Source organism: Arachidicoccus ginsenosidivorans (genome assembly GCF_007971385.1).
GTDB lineage: Bacteria > Bacteroidota > Bacteroidia > Chitinophagales > Chitinophagaceae > Arachidicoccus > Arachidicoccus ginsenosidivorans.
Map to the genome: position 1 here is coordinate 5,414,004 of NZ_CP042434.1, position 21,480 is coordinate 5,435,483.

At 38.5% G+C, this 21,480-nt stretch carries 27 protein-coding genes; 4 read left to right on the plus strand and 23 right to left on the minus strand.

The annotated features are described in order from the left end of the window. Positions 1 to 13: 13 nt before the first annotated feature. Entirely contained in the window at positions 14 to 1,075 is a 1,062-nt protein-coding gene (locus tag FSB73_RS21615; protein WP_146787133.1) for a transposase, read from the minus strand. 753 nt (positions 1,076 to 1,828) lie between these two features. Here FSB73_RS21615 and FSB73_RS27115 point away from each other — a divergent pair. After that, positions 1,829 to 1,951 carry a hypothetical protein gene (locus FSB73_RS27115; RefSeq protein ID WP_262712418.1) on the plus strand — a complete coding sequence of 41 codons (123 nt, stop codon included), beginning with the start codon at positions 1,829 to 1,831 and terminating at the stop codon, positions 1,949 to 1,951. A gap of 155 nt (positions 1,952 to 2,106) precedes the next feature. On the opposite strand, the gene istB is transcribed toward FSB73_RS27115, so the two are convergent. The 19 genes from istB to FSB73_RS21705 all read right to left on the minus strand — a co-directional run bounded on the left by istB (position 2,107) and on the right by FSB73_RS21705 (position 16,602). Next, entirely contained in the window at positions 2,107 to 2,937 is an 831-nt protein-coding gene (gene istB, locus FSB73_RS21620) for an IS21-like element helper ATPase IstB (RefSeq protein WP_146787136.1), read from the minus strand. Continuing rightward, positions 2,930 to 4,369, minus strand: coding sequence for an IS21 family transposase (gene istA, locus FSB73_RS21625; RefSeq protein WP_146787139.1), 1,440 nt, complete (start codon positions 4,367 to 4,369; stop codon positions 2,930 to 2,932). Before istA ends, istB begins: the two co-directional genes overlap by 8 nt. After that, on the minus strand, positions 4,359 to 5,009 hold the full coding sequence (locus FSB73_RS21630; protein WP_146787141.1) for a ParB/RepB/Spo0J family partition protein: 651 nt from the start codon (positions 5,007 to 5,009) through the stop codon (positions 4,359 to 4,361). Before FSB73_RS21630 ends, istA begins: the two co-directional genes overlap by 11 nt. 15 nt (positions 5,010 to 5,024) lie before the next feature. Beyond that, positions 5,025 to 5,276: a ParB/RepB/Spo0J family partition protein gene (locus tag FSB73_RS21635; protein ID WP_146787144.1), complete on the minus strand. Its 252-nt coding sequence runs from the start codon at positions 5,274 to 5,276 to the stop codon at positions 5,025 to 5,027. A 343-nt stretch (positions 5,277 to 5,619) separates the two neighbouring features. Beyond that, on the minus strand, positions 5,620 to 6,060 hold the full coding sequence (locus tag FSB73_RS21640) for a hypothetical protein (RefSeq protein WP_146787147.1): 441 nt from the start codon (positions 6,058 to 6,060) through the stop codon (positions 5,620 to 5,622). A gap of 534 nt (positions 6,061 to 6,594) precedes the next feature. Beyond that, on the minus strand, positions 6,595 to 6,786 hold the full coding sequence (locus tag FSB73_RS27850) for a phosphatase PAP2 family protein (RefSeq protein ID WP_394344861.1): 192 nt from the start codon (positions 6,784 to 6,786) through the stop codon (positions 6,595 to 6,597). A 266-nt stretch (positions 6,787 to 7,052) separates the two neighbouring features. Continuing rightward, positions 7,053 to 7,949: a TIGR01777 family oxidoreductase gene (locus tag FSB73_RS21650; protein WP_146787151.1), complete on the minus strand. Its 897-nt coding sequence runs from the start codon at positions 7,947 to 7,949 to the stop codon at positions 7,053 to 7,055. After that, positions 7,946 to 8,338, minus strand: coding sequence for an isopentenyl-diphosphate Delta-isomerase (locus FSB73_RS21655; RefSeq protein ID WP_262712419.1), 393 nt, complete (start codon positions 8,336 to 8,338; stop codon positions 7,946 to 7,948). Before FSB73_RS21655 ends, FSB73_RS21650 begins: the two co-directional genes overlap by 4 nt. Then, positions 8,257 to 8,469 (minus strand): hypothetical protein, encoded by a 213-nt coding sequence (locus FSB73_RS25900; protein WP_225974261.1) that lies wholly within the window; start codon positions 8,467 to 8,469, stop codon positions 8,257 to 8,259. Before FSB73_RS25900 ends, FSB73_RS21655 begins: the two co-directional genes overlap by 82 nt. Before the next feature lie 23 nt (positions 8,470 to 8,492). Next, positions 8,493 to 9,305 carry an SDR family oxidoreductase gene (locus FSB73_RS21660; protein WP_146787155.1) on the minus strand — a complete coding sequence of 271 codons (813 nt, stop codon included), beginning with the start codon at positions 9,303 to 9,305 and terminating at the stop codon, positions 8,493 to 8,495. Between the two features lies 1 nt (position 9,306). Beyond that, positions 9,307 to 10,596 (minus strand): cryptochrome/photolyase family protein, encoded by a 1,290-nt coding sequence (locus tag FSB73_RS21665; protein ID WP_225974262.1) that lies wholly within the window; start codon positions 10,594 to 10,596, stop codon positions 9,307 to 9,309. Further along, positions 10,593 to 11,384, minus strand: coding sequence for a tryptophan-rich sensory protein (locus FSB73_RS21670; RefSeq protein WP_146787159.1), 792 nt, complete (start codon positions 11,382 to 11,384; stop codon positions 10,593 to 10,595). The genes FSB73_RS21665 and FSB73_RS21670 overlap by 4 nt, the downstream gene beginning before the upstream one ends. After that, a complete protein-coding gene (locus tag FSB73_RS21675) occupies positions 11,381 to 12,097 on the minus strand; it encodes a lycopene cyclase domain-containing protein (RefSeq protein WP_146787162.1) in 717 nt (238 codons plus the stop codon). Before FSB73_RS21675 ends, FSB73_RS21670 begins: the two co-directional genes overlap by 4 nt. Beyond that, positions 12,094 to 12,552 carry a sterol desaturase family protein gene (locus FSB73_RS21680; protein ID WP_146787165.1) on the minus strand — a complete coding sequence of 153 codons (459 nt, stop codon included), beginning with the start codon at positions 12,550 to 12,552 and terminating at the stop codon, positions 12,094 to 12,096. The genes FSB73_RS21675 and FSB73_RS21680 overlap by 4 nt, the downstream gene beginning before the upstream one ends. Beyond that, positions 12,549 to 13,022 carry an SRPBCC family protein gene (locus tag FSB73_RS21685; RefSeq protein WP_146787168.1) on the minus strand — a complete coding sequence of 158 codons (474 nt, stop codon included), beginning with the start codon at positions 13,020 to 13,022 and terminating at the stop codon, positions 12,549 to 12,551. The genes FSB73_RS21680 and FSB73_RS21685 overlap by 4 nt, the downstream gene beginning before the upstream one ends. A gap of 1 nt (position 13,023) precedes the next feature. After that, positions 13,024 to 13,485, minus strand: coding sequence for a hypothetical protein (locus FSB73_RS21690; protein WP_146787171.1), 462 nt, complete (start codon positions 13,483 to 13,485; stop codon positions 13,024 to 13,026). Beyond that, on the minus strand, positions 13,482 to 14,318 hold the full coding sequence (locus FSB73_RS21695; RefSeq protein WP_146787174.1) for a phytoene/squalene synthase family protein: 837 nt from the start codon (positions 14,316 to 14,318) through the stop codon (positions 13,482 to 13,484). Before FSB73_RS21695 ends, FSB73_RS21690 begins: the two co-directional genes overlap by 4 nt. Next, the gene (locus FSB73_RS21700) at positions 14,302 to 15,795 is read right to left on the minus strand and encodes a phytoene desaturase family protein (RefSeq protein ID WP_146787177.1); all 1,494 of its coding nucleotides are present in this window, start codon (positions 15,793 to 15,795) and stop codon (positions 14,302 to 14,304) included. The genes FSB73_RS21695 and FSB73_RS21700 overlap by 17 nt, the downstream gene beginning before the upstream one ends. 126 nt (positions 15,796 to 15,921) lie before the next feature. After that, the gene (locus FSB73_RS21705) at positions 15,922 to 16,602 is read right to left on the minus strand and encodes a MarR family winged helix-turn-helix transcriptional regulator (RefSeq protein WP_146787180.1); all 681 of its coding nucleotides are present in this window, start codon (positions 16,600 to 16,602) and stop codon (positions 15,922 to 15,924) included. 142 nt (positions 16,603 to 16,744) lie between these two features. Between FSB73_RS21705 and FSB73_RS21710 the strand changes: the two genes are divergently transcribed. Continuing rightward, positions 16,745 to 18,922, plus strand: a complete 2,178-nt coding sequence (locus tag FSB73_RS21710) for a TonB-dependent receptor (protein ID WP_146787183.1) — start codon at positions 16,745 to 16,747, stop codon at positions 18,920 to 18,922. Here the strand turns inward: FSB73_RS21710 and FSB73_RS21715 are convergent. Together FSB73_RS21715 and FSB73_RS21720 are read right to left on the minus strand one after the other, a co-directional pair. Continuing rightward, positions 18,844 to 19,260, minus strand: coding sequence for a hypothetical protein (locus FSB73_RS21715; RefSeq protein WP_146787186.1), 417 nt, complete (start codon positions 19,258 to 19,260; stop codon positions 18,844 to 18,846). The two genes, FSB73_RS21710 and FSB73_RS21715, sit on opposite strands and share 79 nt — an antisense overlap. 22 nt (positions 19,261 to 19,282) lie before the next feature. Next, positions 19,283 to 19,744, minus strand: coding sequence for a hypothetical protein (locus tag FSB73_RS21720; RefSeq protein ID WP_146787189.1), 462 nt, complete (start codon positions 19,742 to 19,744; stop codon positions 19,283 to 19,285). 317 nt (positions 19,745 to 20,061) lie between these two features. Here FSB73_RS21720 and FSB73_RS27120 point away from each other — a divergent pair, with 317 nt between their 5' ends. Continuing rightward, complete coding sequence (locus FSB73_RS27120; protein ID WP_262712420.1) at positions 20,062 to 20,196, plus strand: hypothetical protein; 135 nt, start codon at positions 20,062 to 20,064, stop codon at positions 20,194 to 20,196. A gap of 51 nt (positions 20,197 to 20,247) precedes the next feature. Beyond that, positions 20,248 to 20,469 carry an SH3 domain-containing protein gene (locus FSB73_RS21725; RefSeq protein WP_146787192.1) on the plus strand — a complete coding sequence of 74 codons (222 nt, stop codon included), beginning with the start codon at positions 20,248 to 20,250 and terminating at the stop codon, positions 20,467 to 20,469. A gap of 110 nt (positions 20,470 to 20,579) precedes the next feature. Here FSB73_RS21725 and FSB73_RS21730 read toward each other — a convergent pair whose 3' ends face one another. Beyond that, positions 20,580 to 21,476, minus strand: a complete 897-nt coding sequence (locus FSB73_RS21730) for a T9SS type A sorting domain-containing protein (RefSeq protein ID WP_146787195.1) — start codon at positions 21,474 to 21,476, stop codon at positions 20,580 to 20,582. Between the last annotated feature and the right edge of the window lie 4 nt (positions 21,477 to 21,480).

A 21,480-nucleotide genomic window follows, 5' to 3' on the forward strand; every position in this document is an offset into this window, starting at 1 on the left:
ATAACTTTTATTATTAGGGAATAGATATACTTAAATCCTTTAACATTTTCATCTGTTTATCGATGGCCGGCTCAAGGACCCATTCATCATTCACCTTAACTTTTCTTATAGCTACCAAATATTCTATAAAGTCTCTTATAGAATATTTGGATAATAATTGCTTCTCCTTTAGAAACCTATAGATCTTATGGTGTACCTGCAATGCCAAATGATTAATAAACATCCAACCTTCAAGGGCATGATCATCATGCATATAAGTATAATCATTGCCTAGGATGTTTTTTACACCATCAAACAGTAGTTCAACTCCACATCTACTTTTGTAATTAATATATACTTCTTCAGCGTCGTCTAACCTGTTTGTAATTATAGCGAAACTACCAAAATTGAGTGACTGCTCCTTGAACTTAATTTCGTTGTAGTTTTCTGGGTGATTTTTCATTCTTTTAGTATAATCCCTACTTTCGGCCATCATTAATACTTCGTCAATATACAAATATATTTTCTTTTTACCGGGAACAGAATAACTATCAAAGCAAATGACCCTATCTTCAAATATAAATTTATTTATAGAGTCTTTCATTTTTTTAAATCTTGTCTTTTTAATAAGTGTACTGTTTCTTTTTAATGGAATGATGTATTGTAGATTGGCATTTTCAAGTAATTTGATATTAGCTGCAGAGTAGAACCCTTTATCGGCGATTATAAGTGCGTTCTTGTAGCCACTCTCCTGTAATGCCATAGTGACCATAGTTACATCCTTTAGATTCCCATCAAAAAGACGATAATATGCTGGCATATAGTTGTCAGGGCAATAAAAATATAACAGGTTAAATATTGGCTCAAAAGTGCTATCTGTTGTTATTCCATTTTTTACTCTCGTAAGATTATCTGAGTAAGACACAATTGAGGTTGCATCCATCAAAACTAACGGATCGTCTCCCGAGATCTGTTTCATGTAATCTACAATAGGTTGTCTGTTACGCCCTAAATCTTTAATAAGAGATGCCATAGTAGTACTATTGGGAGTAATATTAAAGACTTCACTTAAAAAACTCTTATTGTATTTAGACACCAGCCATAAAGTTTACCACCAAACACCAATAAATGATACCACTCTTCTGAATCATTGATGTGACGTGTGTTCTAGAAGGTGCCAATTTGGCTGTTTGTGGTGAATCTTCAGATGTGCAAATCCTAGGGTAAAACACGCAACAATGCAGGAAGAACAGGCATTTAGACTAAATGATTGGTTATGCGTGATATCTGGGGTATAAAAAAGTCGATAACCTAGGTTGTCGACTTTTTTATACCCCAGAGTGGTGCAAATCTATGAGGTAAAAAGCCTTCGTAAGCCCTTGGGAATATGAGTCGAACGCCAAGGGTGTCCCGGGTGACTGAGAATCTGAAGTAAGGTGAAGACAAAACGCTGGCCTGACATACGGTTCCTGTATGTCAGGCCACATATCTGGATGAGGAGGCTAATAACTCTAAAGTCCTACACTTACAAGGAAAGGTATGTGGTAAATGCGGTGGGCATAAGGGTGAAAGAGGTTAATCTTACCGTCGTAAATTTGCAATCCCGCCAGTGTTAGGACCGGGAGGTATACTGAGCCGGAGCAATTCCGATGGCAACATCAAAGAGAGATAGCAGAAGCCAGTAGAAGCCCGAAGCGAGCCGGTCAACCATAGATGGTAACGAAGGGCGGACTCACGGAAGGGACGAAGGTCTGCATCATTAATTAAAGGGGGAGCTATTAAGAAACAACACAAAGAAGTATAATAGAAGAGACCAAAATCTTCATCCATTGTGCAAGTAAAATCACCGATGGAGAAGTGCATCGCATCTGGGGAGAATCCTGTAGTTCCCATAACGGATAAGCCCAACCCTGAAGACACTCGATTTATTATGCAGGTTCTGGCAAAAGAGAACTTAAATGTGGCCTTTTAGAATGTTGTCAGCAACAAAAGGTCCACAGAGGTGGACAGAATGACGATGGAGCCGTTGTATACTGATTCGCACCTACTGTAGGTGTGAGTAGGCAGGTAACGAACTAATCGCTACCTGCCTACTCGACATGCCCCAATGTTGAACGATCTGAGGACTTATTGCTCAGGTTTGCCTTCGTTATTTTGCACACCATACTCCTTCTGCAGCTGCTCACTTTGGAATCTACGGTAACTTTCGCCTTTAATTCTTATGATAACTGAATTATGATAGATCCTGTCGAGTATAGCAGAGGTGGTAATAGGGTCTCCTAAAAACTCTGCCCAGTCTGCTTCTTCAACATTGGTGGTAAAGATCAATGATTTATTATCATTGTAGCGTTGGTCGATGACTTTAAAAAGCAGATGTGCCTCTTTAACTATTTGAAGCTCAAGCCTATCGTTGCCCATCTCGTCCACGACCAAAAGCTCAGGATTCGTGTATTTTTTCATTCGCTTCTCCAGGGTTTTTTCGAAAACACCCTGATTCAAATCTAATATAAGATCGCTACAGGTGGTATATAAAGTTTTATGTCCATTTTGACAGGCTAACAAAGCCAGGCTTCTGGCGATATGGCTTTTACCTACACCGTTGTTGGTGCTGGTGAGCAGGATTGATTGATTTTTTTCCAAGAACTGTAAAGAGGCGAGATCCATAATAAGCCTGCGATCAAGATTTGGCTGAAAGTCGAAGTCAAAATCTCCGAGCAACTTCAGAGGCTGCGGGAGTTTGCTACCACTAATCAGGTACTCAATTTGTCTTTGTTTCTTGGCTGCAGACTCAGTCTGTATGATGGCCTGAATAAACTCAAAATACCCCATATTGTTATCGCTATTAGCTTTGTCAACCATCTGTTGATATTGCTCTGCAAGAACTTTAAGTCCAAGGTAACGACAGTTTTCCGTGAACTGCTCTTTCTGCTGAAGAGTTTTATTTTTTCCTTTATTCATTATCGTTGGGTTTAAATGTTAGCTTGATACTGTAACGTGGTTCCGAGTTATTTTCCAAGAATCTTTCGATGGCGCCGGATTCAAAAACTTTGTAGCCCGATGCTCGTCTGACAGCCACCAGGATATCTTCTACACGGTAGTTAACTCTTAGGGCTAAAAGGCGTCTAAGATGATGCCGCCAGGATGTGGGATTGTGGCGCTTGATTTGTTCGATATACTCAGCCATATCCGGAGAAAAACTTTCAAGTCTGTGGATTACATCGACGACGGACAGTTCGGGTTTGTTTTGGGAGCGTTTATGATCTCCTACATAGCGTTCCTTACGGCCTTTCTCTGCCAAAGGATGACAGGCTATCTGTTCCCCTGTTGGAGCATAAACCATCATATGGTCTGCTGTAATGCGAACACAGCAAAGCTCAAACATATATTTTGGAGGTACCACATACTGATAGCTCTCCCAGTATATACATGATTCCTGATTGACCACCTTATGGGTAATCAGTGCGGTGTCAAAGTGGGCCGTGGGTAATGTTTGTTGATAAGGATGTTCCTCGGTATATAGGTCTATAGGCCTTTTCTTTGTGGTGCCATGGATACGGACATCATTTACCTGGGTGAGCCACTCCTGCAGTTGATTCTTTAGATCCTCTCTATCCTTAAACTCCCGCCCATTAAGGAAGCTCAGCTCCAGATACCAGAACGGCCGTTCGATTTTGAGGTTTTCCACTGGCCGCCTGGGCGAAATCGTCTTGGGGGTGAAGCGGTACCAGGTAGCAAACTCCAAATACTTACGGTTAAAGACGGGTCTTCCGGGCTCCCAATGGTCTACGCAGGCCTTCTGATTATCTGCCCTAATCTCACGCGGGACACCGTCCATGTAGATAAAGGCTGCTATTAAAGATCGAAAGAGTGTCTGCTGCGTCTTATCGTCCACCACGGCGATGTACTGACGGCGAGAGTACCCTAATATGTAACTAAAAAAGGTGACCTTCTCTTTTTTTACGTTTTCTGTAAAACAAATATTGTAATCGGACCAGTCATGCACGGCAAGCTGGCCTGGATCCGTCTCAACCATCTTAATCGGCTCTTTGCTTCCCGCGCCACGGAGCGCTCTGACAAGATATCTACAGATGGAAATTCCTCCATCATAGCCTTTTTCTACCAAGTGCTCAAATACCCGCTGCGCAGTAATTTTTGGGTGTTTTTCCATCAGTGAGACAACAAAGTCCTTATAAGGATCAAGTTTACTTGCACGATGGGTTTTTACAGGGATATTTACTTCAGTAGGCTTATCGCGGAGAGCTGTATTGGATTGCAGCATACGGCGTATGCGACTTCGAGAGATACTAAGTTCACGCGATATCTTCCGGATAGGCCAGCCATTATTGGCATGGAGCGTAATCACTATATTTTCCAGATACTCATCTATCATGATGCTCTATAGGTTTATGTTTTTGTAAATCGGAAATGGTCTTTATTAACTTTTGAATAGCGCCACTTAGCGTAGTCAGCTCTGAGACTGCAATAGCCTTTTCGGTTTCTACCAATCTGTTTATTTGCTCAGCTCCAAGCTCACAAAGCATAAACTCAATGAATGATAATGCCTCCCTGGTCCCGTTCATAAGTTCATTGCCAAAGTCACTCAGTTCTGGATCATAGTGTGAACAGGGAAAGGTTGGGGGCTCTTCGGTAAGTGTCAGTTCCGGATGGACTAGCAAATGTTGCTGTTCAGTGCGGTCTGTCGCTTTCAGGTATGCTTCCACTAGTAGATCACACTGGCGACTGGAGAGTTTCCAGTGTGTGATTACATCTGCTACCTCCATTTGGTTGCCGCGCGGCAACTTTATCAATGCTCTTGCATGTGTACTACTGAGCGTATTCATTCTAATTTCAGTAATAAGCGCTTCCGATAGTTTACCGATTAAGGATAGACGGCGGCTTATCCAGCTGCGGCTATAACCGGTGAGCTTTGCGAGACTTTTCTGACTGAGGCCATGACTGCTGGCAAGATCGGACAATATCATAGCTTCTTCCCAGATATCCATGGATCGGCCAGCTTGGTTAAAACTCAATGCTAGGATCTTGGCCTATTGCAAATCGACATCCAGTATATAACACTGAAGCGTATTAAGTGCCATTTCCATGGCAGCATAATAGCGTTTGAATCCATCAATAATCTGATACCTGCCATTTGCCTGGCGCACAGCCAATGGCTGAAGCTGGCCCTGTTTGGTCATTCGTATCTCAACATCAGTTACCTGATTAGGCTTGCTAATCCGCAGTCTGGAAAGGGATAAGTCAAAATTATCTATTGATACGTCTTGTAAATGGGCCTTCATTGAGCGTGTATTTTACGCTGGTAAAAGTAGGGAGGTAAAAAAAACTGTACAATCGCGTTCCTCTTTACAATAATGGGCATTTTAGCGGTAATCGTATCTAACATACAGTATATCAATTAGTTGAATAACTAACGCGTTCCTCTTTACAATTTTTTTGAGGTATTAGATTAGATGCGTATTAAGGGCTGTATATCAGTCAATTGTGTGATAACGCGTTCCTCTTTACAATTTTTGAACATTGAGCAAACAAATTTTAATATGCTATTTATCAGTCAGTTACGAGGCTAACGCGTTCCTCTTTACAATTTTTTGCCTCTGGAAGACAAACTTAATATTTTATATATCAACCAGTTAAGGCAGTTAAGGCGCTCCTCTTAATCATTAAGTCCATATTGACCAATGATACCGTTTGGCTCCCATCGTCCCGGGCTTGGAGCACCAGGGACGATTTTTTGATGACGGCGGAGGCTATCTTTTCTTTATGTTTTACGTTACGGGCCTTTTGTTGGGCTCGGTTGCGGCTGACGTACGCAGGATGCTGTTCTCTGTATTGTTTTTGGTACTGGTCTGCATGACGATCCTTCCGCCAGCCTTCTCGTTGCTCTTTGCACTTCTCTTGGTAAGCCGCATCCGTTGCATACTTACTGTGCTTCCAGTTACGCATACGTGCCTTTTGACAATCGTGGTCAGAACAGTAATGCTGTTCACTTTTTAAACGGGGATTACGGGCGGCAGATTTACCGCATTGCTGACAGATAAAGGATTTGATCATGACTACAGCCATTAGTGACCTGTAAGGTCACTAAATTTTCTTTTACCATGAAAGCTAATTGAGTTATTTGTAAGGTTATGGCAATCAATACACTTTGAATATATAATCGAAATGGCTTGATCATTTTAGCAATACTATTAGCAGGTCAATCAATCATACTGCCATTTTGACCACTGAAAACAAGAATGTCATCAATTGACCAAAATCAGGTGGTATTGTTTTTTGGTGGTAGGTGGTATCGTTCTTAACCGCTGTTAAAACCGAAACAAAAGCCTATCAGCAAATACCGCAAATCTTGTCTTTTGTAAATGAACACGGCGCGGATAAGATGAAGCAGGAAATTGAAAGTAATTACAAACAGATAAAATCAGACATCCTGAATATTGTTATAAGCGAAATGGATCGGATAAAGAATGACCCTAACTTACGGCATTTGGTGCAGCAGGGATAATATGTATAAAAAATGCAGTAATTCGATTCGAAGTAAACTGTCTATATCTGAATTCAACTAATAAAACGCTATGAACGAAAGAGTCAAATCTTCTATTAATAATCAGCGGTGTAATCATAATGACTATGGAAAATGTGTGCTTTTATCCACGAGTTAATGGCATAAGCTACTCCTGTACACAAAAATCCCAAGGCAGATCCGGCTGCCACATCAGGAACGCAATGCCGGTTATTGTAAACCCGTAATACACCAATGAAAGTGGCTACGGCATAGCCTGCAAAATCAATCCAGGGCTATTTGTATCCATATTCAATACGCAACCATTCGGCAGCCGAAAAAGCCGTGACGGTATGTCCGGAAGGAAAAGAATTATACGCCGAACCATCCGGGCGCAATTCGTGCGTAAGTGGCTTTAGGCTCCTTACTACCCCTATCATAATAATGGAAGAAATGCCGTAAACGATTTTTTTTATTGGTGTTCATGAATGTTTCGCATTTCGTACAAATCCATTGCACAAAGCACAAATGGTAAAAGATAATTTTTCCAACCGCACTACTGCAAAGACTTTTCTAAATTATCATACAAAAACGTAAAGTCTGATTCCTTTATCTTCTGATTACTTACCCTTGAACCTTCCAAGACCATACTCGACATTTCGCCCAAAGCTAACCTAACCAGAAAAGAAGGCGCATTGGGTAAAATGCTATTTTTATCGATTGATTTAGACAATTTTTGAGCAAATTCATTCATCGTAATCTGCTCGGAAGAAACGGCATTAAAAACACCTTTAATCACTTCATTTTCTAACGCAAAGGCATACAATCTGACTAAATCCCTAACATCAATCCAAGGTAAATATTGTTTGCCATTTCCGACCGCTGGATTAATGCCTTTACTTGCCAGCGACGTCATTTTTTGATATATACCGCTATCTTTCCCCAATACTACGCCTTGTCGTAAAATTACAAGCCGACAACCTATGTTTTCAAACTGCCGAGCCGTATCTTCCCATTTTTGGCTTACGGAAGCCAAAAAGTCATTCCCGGATTTTGATTCTTCGGTAAAAATTTGGTCGGTAGTAACTGCACCATAATACCCTGTTGCAGAAGCAGAAATGAAACTCTTTATCGGATAATGATCTTTGGAAACATAGTCATATAGCAAATTAATAGAATCAACCCGACTGTTTACAATCTCTTTTTTTCGTTTTTCTATCCATCGTTTAACGCCAATATTTGCACCGGTTAAGTTGATAATGGTATCTACATTTTCAAATGCCTTATCATCAATAAATCCTTTTTCGACATCCCATTGAAAGTACTTTACATTTGGCGTGTCTTTCAATCTTCTTCTTGTCAATACAGAAAGTTCATATCCGTTTTCCGTTAAGTAGGAAATTAAATGTTTCCCGATAAATCCGGTGCTGCCTGCCAATAGTATTTTTTTCATACGGATTCTTTTAAATGGACAAGCACTTTGGGCAATGCCATTTTAAACCAGGAAGTGTAGCTATTGGGATTGCTTTTTATATCACTTTGCAACCATTCCGGTTCGACCCATTTATAAGTTTTCACTTCATCATTATTGGGTTTTGGGCTTTGATTGGTAAAACCAATAAAAACGTGGTCAAATTCGTGTTCAATCAAATCATTTTCAACTGCTTTTTTATAAACGAACGAAAACAGCTTTGTCAACTCACACTTCAAGCCCATTTCATATCGCAATCGTTCCGAAGCGCTCTCTTTAATATCTTCGCTCATTTGTGGGTGAGAGCAACAGGCATTTGTCCACAATCCGCCACCGTGATACTTTTTATCAGCCCTTTGGTGAAGCAGCATTTCGTTATTATAATTGAAAATAAAAACAGAAAATGCACGATGAAGTTTCCCTTTTTGTGTGCTTCCAGCTTGTTCATTTCACCCAGTGCCAAATCATTTTCATCTACCAAAACTACTTTATTTCTATCCATAAATATGATTTCTTGAAATTTATCTATAAAACGTTTCTGATAAATCGGTATTTTAATACATCCTGAACCTTTTGACTGCTTACTGTTTTGCCTTGAATAGGAATGTTTTGGATAAAGACGGGTATCTTTAATCCCTTTGATTTCGCTTGGTCAGTATAATATTCTTCTCTCGTTGGGTGAAATGGCGCAACGGCATTAAAAGTCTCATTCCATATATTCTCTTCGATGATTTTTCTGATGATGTGGATGCAATCATCAAGGTGAATCAAATTAACAGGGGCATCGGGATTCTTCAAATCTTTTTTTCCTGCCAAAAAATTTATCGGATGCCTATCAGAGCCAATTAATCCGCCAAAACGTAAAATGGTAGTTTGAAAATGATTGTTGCTTTTTAAAAGTTGCTCCGTTGCCAAAAGCTGTTTTCCTGATTCAGTTTCCGGCAAAGGGATTGTATCTTCTGCTACAATGGTATTATCGTCGGCATAAACAGAAGTAGAACTGATGAAAAGCACTTTTTTTACATCGGATTGTTCAATGTGGGGCAAAATTGCTTTTATCTTATCCACAAAATTTTCGGCAGGTTGTTTTCTTAATCCCGGTGGAATAGCAATAATGAGTATTTCAGTACCTTCCAAAAATTGTGCAAAATCGCCTTTTATTTTTTCAGCACCAATACCCAAAAGGTAAGCCTGAATACCGGCATTTTTAAGTCCGAAAATTTTCTTTTCTTGCCTTATACTTCCTTTCACTTGATAACCCGAAGCGACAAGTTTTTTGCCCAAGGGCAATCCCAACCAACCACAGCCCAATATGGACATTTGTTTTGAGTTGTTCATTTTACTGCTTTTTTATAGGCTTCCAAAGTTCGTTCCCTTGCTTCTTTATGATTGACCATAGGTGCAAAGTATTTTTCTGTATTAAATTCAGGAATCCATTTTTGATGTATTCAAAATCCTTGTCAAACTTTTGTATTTGGGAGGTGGGGTTGAAAATCCGAAAATAAGGGGCGGCATCACAGCCACAACCTGCGGCCCATTGCCAATTTCCATTATTGGCGGACAAATCGTAATCATTGAGCTTTTCGGCAAAATAGGCTTGGCCCCAACGCCAGTCAATCAGCAAATCTTTTACCAAAAAACTTGCGACCACCATCCGTACCCGATTGTGCATATATCCCGTTTGGTTTAATTCCCGCATTCCGGCATCCACCATTGGAAATCCGGTTTTCCCGTTGCACCACAATTCAAATTCCTTTTCATTGTTGCGCCATTCGATAAAATCATACTTCGCTTTAAATGAATGGGTAACTACTTTGGGAAAATGATAGAGAATTTGCATAAAAAATTCCCGCCAAATCAATTCCGATAGCCAGGTTCTATTGTGTTCCAAAGCAAAAGCCACACAATGGCGAATACTGATTGTACCAAACCGCAAGGCCATACCCAAACGTGTCGTTCCATTCTCAGTCGGGAAATCCCGTGTTTTACCGTAACTGTCAATAATCGAACTTTCCAAAGTAGGTCTTTTAAAAACCATATCCGTTTTTCCAAACCCAATAACTTCTACAGAATGAATAGTTGAAAAACCCTGCTGTAATAGGTTTTTCCAATTCATTTTTACGGATTCATAATCTTTCTTTTGTAACCTTTCTTGCCATTTTTTGGCATACGGCGTATAAACGGTGTAGGGTGTTCCGTCATTTTTGACCACTTCATTTTTATCGAAAATAACCTGGTCTTTACAGGCTTTAAACGGAATATGTTTGTCCTTGAAATATTGATAAACTTCCGTGTCTCTTTTTATGGCTTCCGGTTCATAATCACGGTTGCAATAAACGGCTTGGATATTATAATTTTCAGACAAAGTTTTAAAAACCATCATCGGTTCATCAAAGAATGTTTTCAGCGCACTTCCTTTTTCTTTAAATTCAACATTTACACTTTGTAAAACTTGCTGAATATAATCTACCCGGCGGTCTTTCTTATTTTCCAATTTCCCTAAAATATTCGTGTCGAAAATAAAAATGGGCAACACCGGAAATCCGGAATTCAATGCCTTTGACAATCCCACATTATCTTCCAAACGCAAATCTCGTCTGAACCAAAATATCGTGATTTTTTGTTTCATTTTGAACTCCTTTGTAAAAATGGATTGCTTTTCCTATTCTGATAACCGTGAATGGCTATATTGATAAACACAATGATTGCTATAATAATCGCTACCCAAACTACCGTAGTATTTCCGTTTTGATTGGCAACGGCAATAGCAATTAACGACCAAACCAAGACCAAAGCAAATTCCCGCATATTGCGTTTCCAAATCATAAAAATATGCACTACCGCAGCTACCACAATCATAATAACTGCCCAAATCGTTTCTGAAAGCCCAAATCCATTCCAACCAATTTTCGTTAAATAAGCTGCAATGTCGGCAATGAGCGCAACAGAAACCCAACCGGAATAAATGCAAAAAGGCCAAAAGAGAAACAGAAACTTTTTTAAGGGTGCATTATGCAGTTCCATTTTCGTTTTTACCACGATTTTCAGTAGAGAAAACAACAATACAATCATTAAAAAAACCGAAATCAGCGTGTATTCATAAAGCCATACCACCACCCAAAGGCTGTTGGCAAGGCAGGAAATGAAAAACCACCACCCAACTTCTTTTACGGTGTTGTCTTCTTTTATATTGGCTTTAAATAAACTGAAACCGTAATAAATCACAAAGCCCAACAAACTCAAATAAATCAATCCCCATATCGAAAAGGCATAACCCGCAGGGGTAAACAGGGTTTGATATTCCGCAGATACACTTGCCATCGTCTTTCCGTTGAAAATTCCGGTGTTGGACAAATAGCCCATTGCTATTGTGGAAACAGCCGCTATTCCATTCAATATTTGAAGTGTCTTTTTCATTTTATAGCATATTTAGATTTGAAACTGACTTTCTCTTTTTGAAACATTTTGAAAAAGTAAAGCACGAGCAAAAATTGTGTGTAACCGTAAACCGCATCTTCTATCGGAATAGTAAACATTCGGATTACCAAAAATTCATTCGGATTGTAATTGACAACCGCAGACGGCAATCCGCTTCCGGTCAAAATGCCATTGACGGGAAAAAAGCCCAACATCAAAATAAGATAGACCAAAGAAGCTTTGCCAATCCATTCGACATTGGCTATAAAATGCAAATAAACAAGTACTAAAGTGGCAGCAACTGCCGTAACGAAAGTGTACATTTTATCGTAAAACAAAAGTGCTGATAGAACACAAACAATCACACCGACAAAAACGATTGTGTTGTTAAAGGCATTTGCCCAATCCAGTTTGAAAAACTTATCCAAACAGAAAAATGTAAACACACACGCAAACGGGATACAGATAAAAAATAGCACTTCTTCTATCGGTAAGCCAAAAATAGTTAGCCCCAAAGTATAATCGGTATTGAACCACCAAATACCAAATTTGGTAAACAAAGCGTCCCAAATTATAAAAGGAACGGCGACTAAAACGCTTGCTTTCAGAAACGCCAAAAAGTGTTTGTCAAAACGTATTTTCGGGTGAAACGAAAAAGCGAAACAGACAACAACCGTTAAAAAATCAATCAATATATAGGTGTAGTGCATCATCCGTTTTTGTTCTTAAAATACATCCTGAAATATTTGAATGGCACAAATAGAAAGCCGAAACATTCGCCATCTTCTTTTCCAAGGTGCTTGTGGTGTTGTTTGTGTCCACGCCGAATAGCCATAAAATACGGATTGTTTGTTTTGCGGAAAACGTGCATTCTTTGGTGTATAAAAATATCGTGAACCAAGAAGTAAGCCATTCCGTAAAGCATAATGCCCAAGCCAATAAAAAACAGGTAATTAAAATTTTCCAGCGAACCAAAATACATTAAGGCAATGGTTGGCAAGGCAAAAATCACGAAGAAGTAGTCATTTTTTTCCATCGGCCCCGTATTGCTGTGGTCGTGGTGGTCTTTGTGCAATACCCACAAAATGCCGTGCATAATGTATTTATGGATAAACCAAGTGGCGCCTTCCATCGCTATAAATACCGCTATGACAATTAGAAATTTCATATTTTGTTTTCCTTTTTATTAATTAGTTCTTCTAATACTTGATAACGGTAATCAAAAATGCGTTTCAATTTTTTCTTAACGATTAAGGAATGAGCCAACTGCCCTAAAACACCATAAGGCATTTCGTAAGTCAGGTTATCTTTCATCAAAACACCATCCTTATTTTCCATAAATTCGTGGTGGTGATTCCATAATTTGTAAGGTCCTTTCTCCTGAAAATCCGTAAAACTCTTGTACAAATCAACTTGTGTAATTTTTGTTTTCCATTTCATCGGAATACCAAACAACGGCGTTACTTTATATTCTATTTCCATCCCTTCCTGCATTGCATCATCTTTCAAATCGGTCAACACCACAAAACCCATATTCTTTGGGGTGATTTTGGAAAGATTGTATGGCGAAGAAAAGAAGTTCCAAGCCGTTTCAATATCGCAACTCAGTTGCTGTGTTCTGTACAAATACTGTTTCATTTCAACCTTTTAATAATTGCTCAATCCGATTTCTTAAAGCAGCCAATTCGACCCTTCCGATATTTTTTCTCAAAAATTCCACATCTGTTTTTATAGCCTTATCATAACCCAAAATAGAAGGTGCATTTTTCTGTACCGATAATCGCAAATAACGGATTTCAAGATTATCGGGTGCATTTTTTACGGCTTTTTCTAATTTTTCTTTTCCCTTGTTGAAAGTACTTAATTTGGAAAAGGGATTGCCGACATATTTTGCCCAAATCGTTTCCAACGCTCCAAGATATGCCAATTCAAGATTACTTATTTTTTCATTGCCCAAATCTTTAATTAATGATTGGCAAACCGTTTTATCGGTCGTTGCTTTTTCATAATTTGCACGGATATAATTAATATTCTGCCCAAAAGCAGTTTGAGAATACAGGATTAATCCAAAAAATAGTAGAACAACTGTATTTTTCATCATAAAAAAGCTGTTTTAAAACGTAAATAAGTGTGCATCGTCAGCATTAATTTTTTACTGTTTGGAATACGTACCCGTTGGTTTATAATTTTATGGGCAGGCGTATTTTTAATTTTGTGAAACAACGCCAAATAATACCGATACGCCAAATACACCCCAAAGCGTGCGGACTCGGGCAGCATTTTGATACCAATTAAAGCTTCTTTAAATTCCAATTCAATTTCTCTTTCGATTTCACATTTACAATTATTGTCAAAACATTCCATATTTACATTCGGGAAATAAGTACGCCCCAAAAGCTGATAATCATCTTTTAAATCCCGCAGAAAATTTACTTTTTGAAAGGCTGAACCTAACTTTTGCGCGTATGGTTTGAGTTGCTTGTACATTTCTTTGTCGCCTTGCGTAAAAACCTGCAAACACATTAACCCGACTACTTCGGCAGAACCAAAAATGTATTCATCGTAGCTTTCCATATCATAAACCATCGGATTCAAGTCCATTTCCATACTGTACAAAAAATCGTCAATCAATTTCAGGTCTATTTGATACTTGTTTACCGTTTCCTGAAAGGATTGTAAAATCGGATTTATCGAAATACCGCTTCTTATGGCTTGGTGCGTTTCGGCTTTGAATTGGTTCAGCAATCCAGCTTTATCGTAATCGTGGAAACTGTCCACAATTTCGTCCGCTAATCGAACAAATCCGTAAACGGCATAAATGGCGTTTCTGATAGTAGGTTTTAATGCCAAAATCCCCAAAGAAAAACTCGTACTATATTTTTTGGTCGTCCGCTTACTCACATCGTACGCCAATTCATCATACAGTCTTTTCATAGCGTACATTTTTAAGTTTATTGACTTCTTTTGCCACGATTCTTCCTGAAATAATAGACGGCGGCACACCCGGCCCCGGAACGGTAAGTTGCCCGGTATAAAATAAATTCTTTAGCTTTTTGTTCTTGATTTTGGGTTTTAAAACAGCCGTTTGTTTGAGCGTATTTGCCAATCCGTAGGCATTTCCCTGATAGGCATTATAGTCTTTATAAAAATCTTGAGCGCAATAACTTCTTTTGTAATCTATCTTGGATAAGAGATTGGAAGTTCCTGTATGCTTTTCCAAGCGTTGAATCATTTCGTGAAAATATTTCTCTCGGTAAGTTTCTTCTTCTTTCAATCCGGTAGCAATCGGCATCAATAAAAAGATATTTTCGTGACCTTTTGGCGCTACATTCGGGTCGGTTTTGGACGGACAACAGGCATAAAACAAAGGCTTTTCAGGCCATTTTTTCTTTTCATAAATGGAAGATATGTGTTCATCAAAATCGTACTCGAAAAATAAAGTGTGGTGTTGAAGATTGGGGATTCGTTGAGAAAATCCGAGATAATAAATCAAACAGGAAGGTGCAAAGGTTCGGCTTTTCCAATATTCTTCATCATAATTTCTATACTGTTCAGGCAATAAACTTTCGGTATAGTGATAATCCGAAGAAGCAATGACCGCATCGAAATGTTCAATTTGTCCATTAATTTCTAATGAACTTACCTTACCGTTTTCAGCATCGATTTTTTCAACCGCACTATCAAAATGAAAAATTACGCCTTGCGCTTCGGCAACCTTTTTCATTGCAAGCACCAACTGATAAAAACCACCCATCGGATAATGCGTACCCAACACATAACCGCCGTAATTCATCAAACTGTATAAGGCGGGAATTTCTTTTGGTGAAGCACCGAGAAAAATCACGGGAAATTCCATTAAGGCTTTTAACTTTGGATTGGAAAAATACTTGGAAACATAACTTCTGAAATTCGTTAACAAGTCTAATTTTAATGCGCTTCGAGCAATTTTTGGCGACATAAATTCCGTCCAACTATCGCAAGGCTTGTTAACAAAGTCCTGCATTCCCACTTCATATTTATAGCGAGCAGATTTCATAAATTTTTCCAGTTTTTGACCACTTCCTTTTTCTATCTTTTCAAAAAGGATTTTTAAATCATCAAAGGGTTTTGGAACGCTTATTTTTTCATCTGAAAACACCATTTCAAATTGCGGGTCTAAACTTTTTAGTTCAAAGAAATTAGCCGTGGTAGTTTCAAAATCAGCAAAGAAACTCTCGATAATATCTGGCATCCAGTACCAGCTTGGTCCCATATCAAAAGTATAGCCGTTTTCGGTTTTAAATTGTCTTGCTCTGCCACCGGCTTGGCTGTGTTTTTCAAAAACGTGGACTTCATTCCCTGCTTTGGACGAATAAGCCGCAGCAGAAAGACCTGAAAACCCCGAACCTATAATGGCGATTTTTTTGTGCATATTTTTATTCCAATTTCTATACCCAATTTAATTGGTACACAAAAGTACCATAAAATAGGTTATGGAACAAATATACACTTAAAGTTTGAAAAAGGGATAATTTTAGTATTTTTTTGTACTAAACAATTACGCTTTCTTTTTTTCGGGAAGGTAATCGGTCAATTGGTTGGAATTTACATTGTTGTAATTGTCAAAATGGAATCGGTCTAATTTTTTCAACAGAATAGCCAATTCATTTTTTTCGGCATCAGATAAATCACCGGAAGCAATAATCCCCAAATCATTCATTTTGCCGAAAACTTGAAAAAGTGCAGCACGTCCTCTGTCAGTTAAGAAGATAAGCTGACTTCTTTTGTCATCCGGGTTTTGTTTTTGAGCCAATAATTTGGATTTTATCAATCGGTTAATGGCTTCCACACCGCTGCTTTTTTCATAAATGTTTCGGCGGATTAATTCAGTTTTGGGCAGGGCAGGTTGTTGCATTAAAGTAATCAGAAAACTAAAATCTTCAATGGTTTTAATCTTGCTATCCGCAAAAACCATTTTAGAATAAAACTTGATATAGCGGTACATAAAGAGTATGTGCTGCGAAATGACCCTTTCGATATTATTTTCAACCCTTTGGTGGTTTTCTTCCGGTTTTAAGGTGGCGCTTTTTACAAAATTGTTTTTTAAATTGTCCAAATCCACATTAGGCGTAAGCGATAAAATAAATTCATCCAAAGAAAGTGCGTTCTTATCCTTAGCCTTATCCTGATAGGCTTCCAATTCTTGCATCAAGACCTTTAATAGCTGAAAACTATTCATCTCAAATTTTATTTGGTATGTATTTGTACTTTTTCTCTCTAAAAGTGTACATTTGTACAAATGTAGTCAATTTATCAGAAACATTCTATTTTTCTGTCTTATTTTTCTTGCCGGCATACCTGCTTATGCTCAAAATAAAGGGATGGTAAATGGTTTTGTAAAGAATAAAAATACACAAGAAACGCTTCCATTTACCCCAGTTAAGTTTATGGGTAAAGATACTTTGGTAGCGATAACAGACAGCACGGGTTATTATAAAATCACTCTTCCCGTAGGCAAATACCAAGTGATTGCCAGTACTTTGGTCTACACTACTAAATATTTGTACAACATCAATGTAAGTTCAGGAAATGCCACAGAATTGCAAATTGAAATGACGCCACAAGCACATCAATTAAAAGCAGTCGTTATCGATTATAATAATTCTGTCCGGGCAACGGATATGGTTACGCCACTATCTACGCAACGGCTTACTTCGGTAGAAATAAAAGAAAATCCGGGCGGTAACTTTGACGTTTCAAGGGTCATTTCGGTTTTGCCGGGTGTGTCGGGCGGAACAACGCCCAATAGAAATGATATTTTGGTTCGTGGCGGTGGTCCCAGTGAAAATGTGTATTATTTGGACGGGATTGAAATCCCTGTTTTAAATCATTTTCAAACACAAGGTGCAAGTGGTGGGGCAACAGGCATTTTGAATGTTTCTTTTATAAATAGTGTACAATTAACTTCATCGGCTTTTGATGCCAAATATGACAATTCACTTTCATCAACGATTGTCATAAAAGACAGAAACGGAAATCCCAATCATTTGGGTGGAAATATAAGGCTTTCGGGCAGTGAGGTTGCAGCGACTTTGGAAGGTCCTTTAGACAAAAAAACAACTTTCATCGCATCCGTAAGAAGGTCTTATCTTAAATATTTATTTCAACTCTTGGACTTGCCTATCCGTCCGGATTATTGGGATTCACAATTCAAAATCCACCACAAATTCAACAAAAAGACACAACTGACCATTCTCGGAATCGGTGCGCTCGACCATTTTGAATTAGCCGTTCCCCAAAATGCCAATGCGGAAAATGCGTATATTATTCGGGCAAATCCTTTGATAAGGCAATGGACGTACACCGTTGGGGCTTCACTAAAGCATTTGATTAACAATGGTTATTATACGATTGCGCTGAGCAGAGACGTATTTTATAACGGGAATACACGCTATGAAAATAATGCAACCGAAAGCGGTAAAAAATTATTCACTTTAAAAAGTCATCAGAAGGAAAATCAACTTCGATTGAATGTCAACAAATATGTCAACGGGTGGAAATACAGCTACGGTTTGGACGCACAATATGTAAAATATGACGCAGATATTTTTAATACCGTAAAACAGGAAATAAAGGACAATAACGGAAATATCATTAGCCCTGCGGTTACTTTTTCAAGCCAATCTGCGATAGATTTTTTCAAGTTTGGCGCTTATGCAGAAGTCGCAAAATATTTTTTCAATAATAAAATTTTGGCTTCGGGCGGCGTTCGTGCAGATATAAATTCTTATACAAAGAAAGGCTCAAATCCGTTGAAAACCCTTTCCCCTCGATTGTCTTTTTCTTATTCAATCAATAGCGAATGGAATATTTCAGCATCGATGGGCAGCTATTATAAAATTCCGGTTTACACTATGCTCGGCTATGAAAATAATTCAGGCACTTTGGTTAACAAAAACCTGAAATATATTAACGCTATCCATTACACCATCGGAACGGAATTTATTCCGAGAAATGATTTACGTTTTACATTCAACGCATTTTACAAAGATTACAACCATTATCCGGTGTCTTTAAATACAGGGATTTCTTTTGCCAATATTGGAACAGATTACGAAGCCGTTGGAAATGACCATTATGCTTCCATCGGTAAAGGACGCACTTATGGTGTTGAAGCCTATGTGCAACAAAAATTAGTGAAGCATTTGTATTATGTAGCGAGCGCAACGCTTTATAATTCGGGATTTTCGGGGATAAAAGGCATTTACCGCCCTTCAACTTGGAATTATGGTTTTCTGTTTTCAGCGACAATGGGTTATAAATTCAATAAAGATTGGACGATTGGTGCAAAATATCGTTTGGCAGGCGGGCAACCTTATACGCCATTTGACATTCCCACTTCTACCCAGAATTATCTTACCACCGGACAAGGGGTTTATGATTATTCCCAACTCAATAGTGAACGCTTACCCATTTTCCGTCAGTTGGATTTGCGGGTGGATAAAAAAATCAACTTCAAAAAAACAAGACCTTTGAAAGGAATAAATCTTTCTTTCTGAATAGTTAATGATTTATTCAAATCTTCAATCTTTTCCGCAATCTCGGATAGTCTCACTTGCAATCCAAAGTCGTATGATTTATCATTTTTATTAATTTCTTCAATCAAAGCACCATAAGAAAATTTAAGTTCTTTAAGCTTCAACTCCATCTCCAAAATAGAAGAGTTCACATCTCCTACATTTTTTAAAATTTCACCAGTATCCTTATCAAATTTGTGATAAACATTTATTTCCTTCAGATTATTTAAATTATTTTTGTTTTGAACTAACAGCCATACTAATTCTGTTTGTTTAATTGAGCAAAATACATCAAGTAGGTATTTTTTTACAGTGTTCATAAAGAAATAACTTGAATAGATATTATAAATGATTCGATTGCATATTTACTTCACTGTTATCTCCCATTTGTTCTATATCCTTTTTAACTTCAGTGCTAAGGTTATAACAAATCTCACAACGATCTTTTGTAATGTGATTATATAGTAGATCCACCTGATAATATTTAAAATCCCAAATAAGATCCTTAAGCCCTGGTTGGGTTTCAAACGAAATTGAATCATTAGGCTGCCCATATTTTCGGATTAATGCTTCTTTTAAATATTTAAAATCAGAGGCTGTTGCAAACTCTTTAATGTGGTATAAGTCATCAAAGCCAGGCTTTAAAGGAAAAATTTGTTCAAAACTACCCATTTGTAAAATAATCTTTGTAAGTACCGATTTTATACAGAAAAATGTCACGAAGCCAGTTTTCCCATTTGAAAATTTATAATCCCAAGTATAATCACCTACATCAATTCTAGATTTAATTCCTCTACTTTCCAATAATTTATCATATTTATTAAGGGTATTGTCCTTTCCAAATTTTATTTCTATCTCTTTCTTGTCCAGCTTTTATCCTAGAACAAATCCTTCAAAAACTGGCATACTTTTGTCGTGACTACAACAAGTAAAGGTAATAAACAGAAATATTGCAGATAGTACTTTCATAAACGATCAGTCAATTAATTAATGCAATCTATAAAAAGTTTTTCACTTCGGACAATCTTATTTTTACTGGAGTAAATAACGAAGGTCAGCCAGTTAAGGGAAAATGATTCACCCCGCTTCAAAACAAAGGCACCTTCGTATTCAATGAGGCCATGGCTACATTAACCGACCCATGGTTTGACATTGTGGACAGTATTATCGGCACCAGCTTCAGAGCCAGCCCTTCTAATCACGGTATAGCGGAGTACCGCTTTAAGGGCAACAGCCTATATAAAACTGCTTTATGAGAGCAGGATTTAAAACCCTGGCCGGATTTTACTACGGTAACTATTGGAAAATTGAGTGATAGCGAACGCTGGACCTGGCATATCTTTAAGGCCATTTATATGACTGCACCCTATAAAATCCGACATAAACCGCACTGGTACGCTAGGCTAATTGTCCTGTCAAACAGTACCAGCTTTAATGTGATCGACAAAGAAGAACGGGGCTGGTTTCATGTAAGGGGGGATAGTAACGGCTGGATCAAAAAATCAAACATCAAACCAGCAGTGAAGTAACTATGTGAATAGCGCGAAGTACCAAGTACTTAGCGCTATTCGCTTGATTTCTATTTATAAAATATAGTACTTACCGTTCAAAACCGAAAACTTCCCGCCTCGATTCCTGGTTACTGTTTTACAAACTGACCTTTTTGTCCGTTTATCTTTACAAAGTAAAGCCCGCTGCTCAGCCTGGAAACATTTATCTGGTTCCAACCAGCTGGTAGCTGCTGGCTAAACACTTCTAGTCCATGCAGGTTGAAGATTTGGATCTTTCCTGGTTGGTTTGCCTGCAGCTGAATATAAACGTTGGTCGGGTTCGGATATAATAAAAGCTTTACGGCTTTAGTATCTTCCAAATTATCCGTAAAGTTATTATTTACCACCCTAATTACCTGACTGTTCTTAAAACTGCCGTCCAGATCAACTAATTTCAAGCGGTAATACGCCTTTTTAGCATATTGAGGCGCCATATAAACATAATGACTGCCGCTGCCCTTGGTAGCCATGCTGGCAACCTTATTAAAATCTACCCCATTTTCTGATTGCTGTAGCTCATAACGACTAAGATTGTTTTCAACACCGGATTGCCATCTTATTGTTGCTGTTTGATTGCTAATGGAACCTTTAAAGCCTAGGATATCTACAGGTAAAGTGGACGCCTGATATTCATAGGCGCCCATATCGATAACGCCACTTTCTATGCGGTTACCTCCAGCCAGGTCCATTGTGAGTGGTTGCGGTACAAATTCATTCGAGCCGGCGTTAATAGCTGGACTACCTGCGCTTAACTGATAATTTCCCGCTTCAGGATCTATAAAATCAGGAGCCTGCTGCTGGTTACCCGTAAGCATGCTCAATGCACCGATTATGTCACTGCTCCCCGACCGGTAGATACAGTGGGAAAGCGTTATGGCAAGGGAGCCGCTATTACCAAACTCGTTGCCAGTACCGGAAGCTGCCTGGTTATTCCAGAAAATAGAATTATAGGCCTCTACCTGGGCACCATTCCCGGTAGAATACACGGCG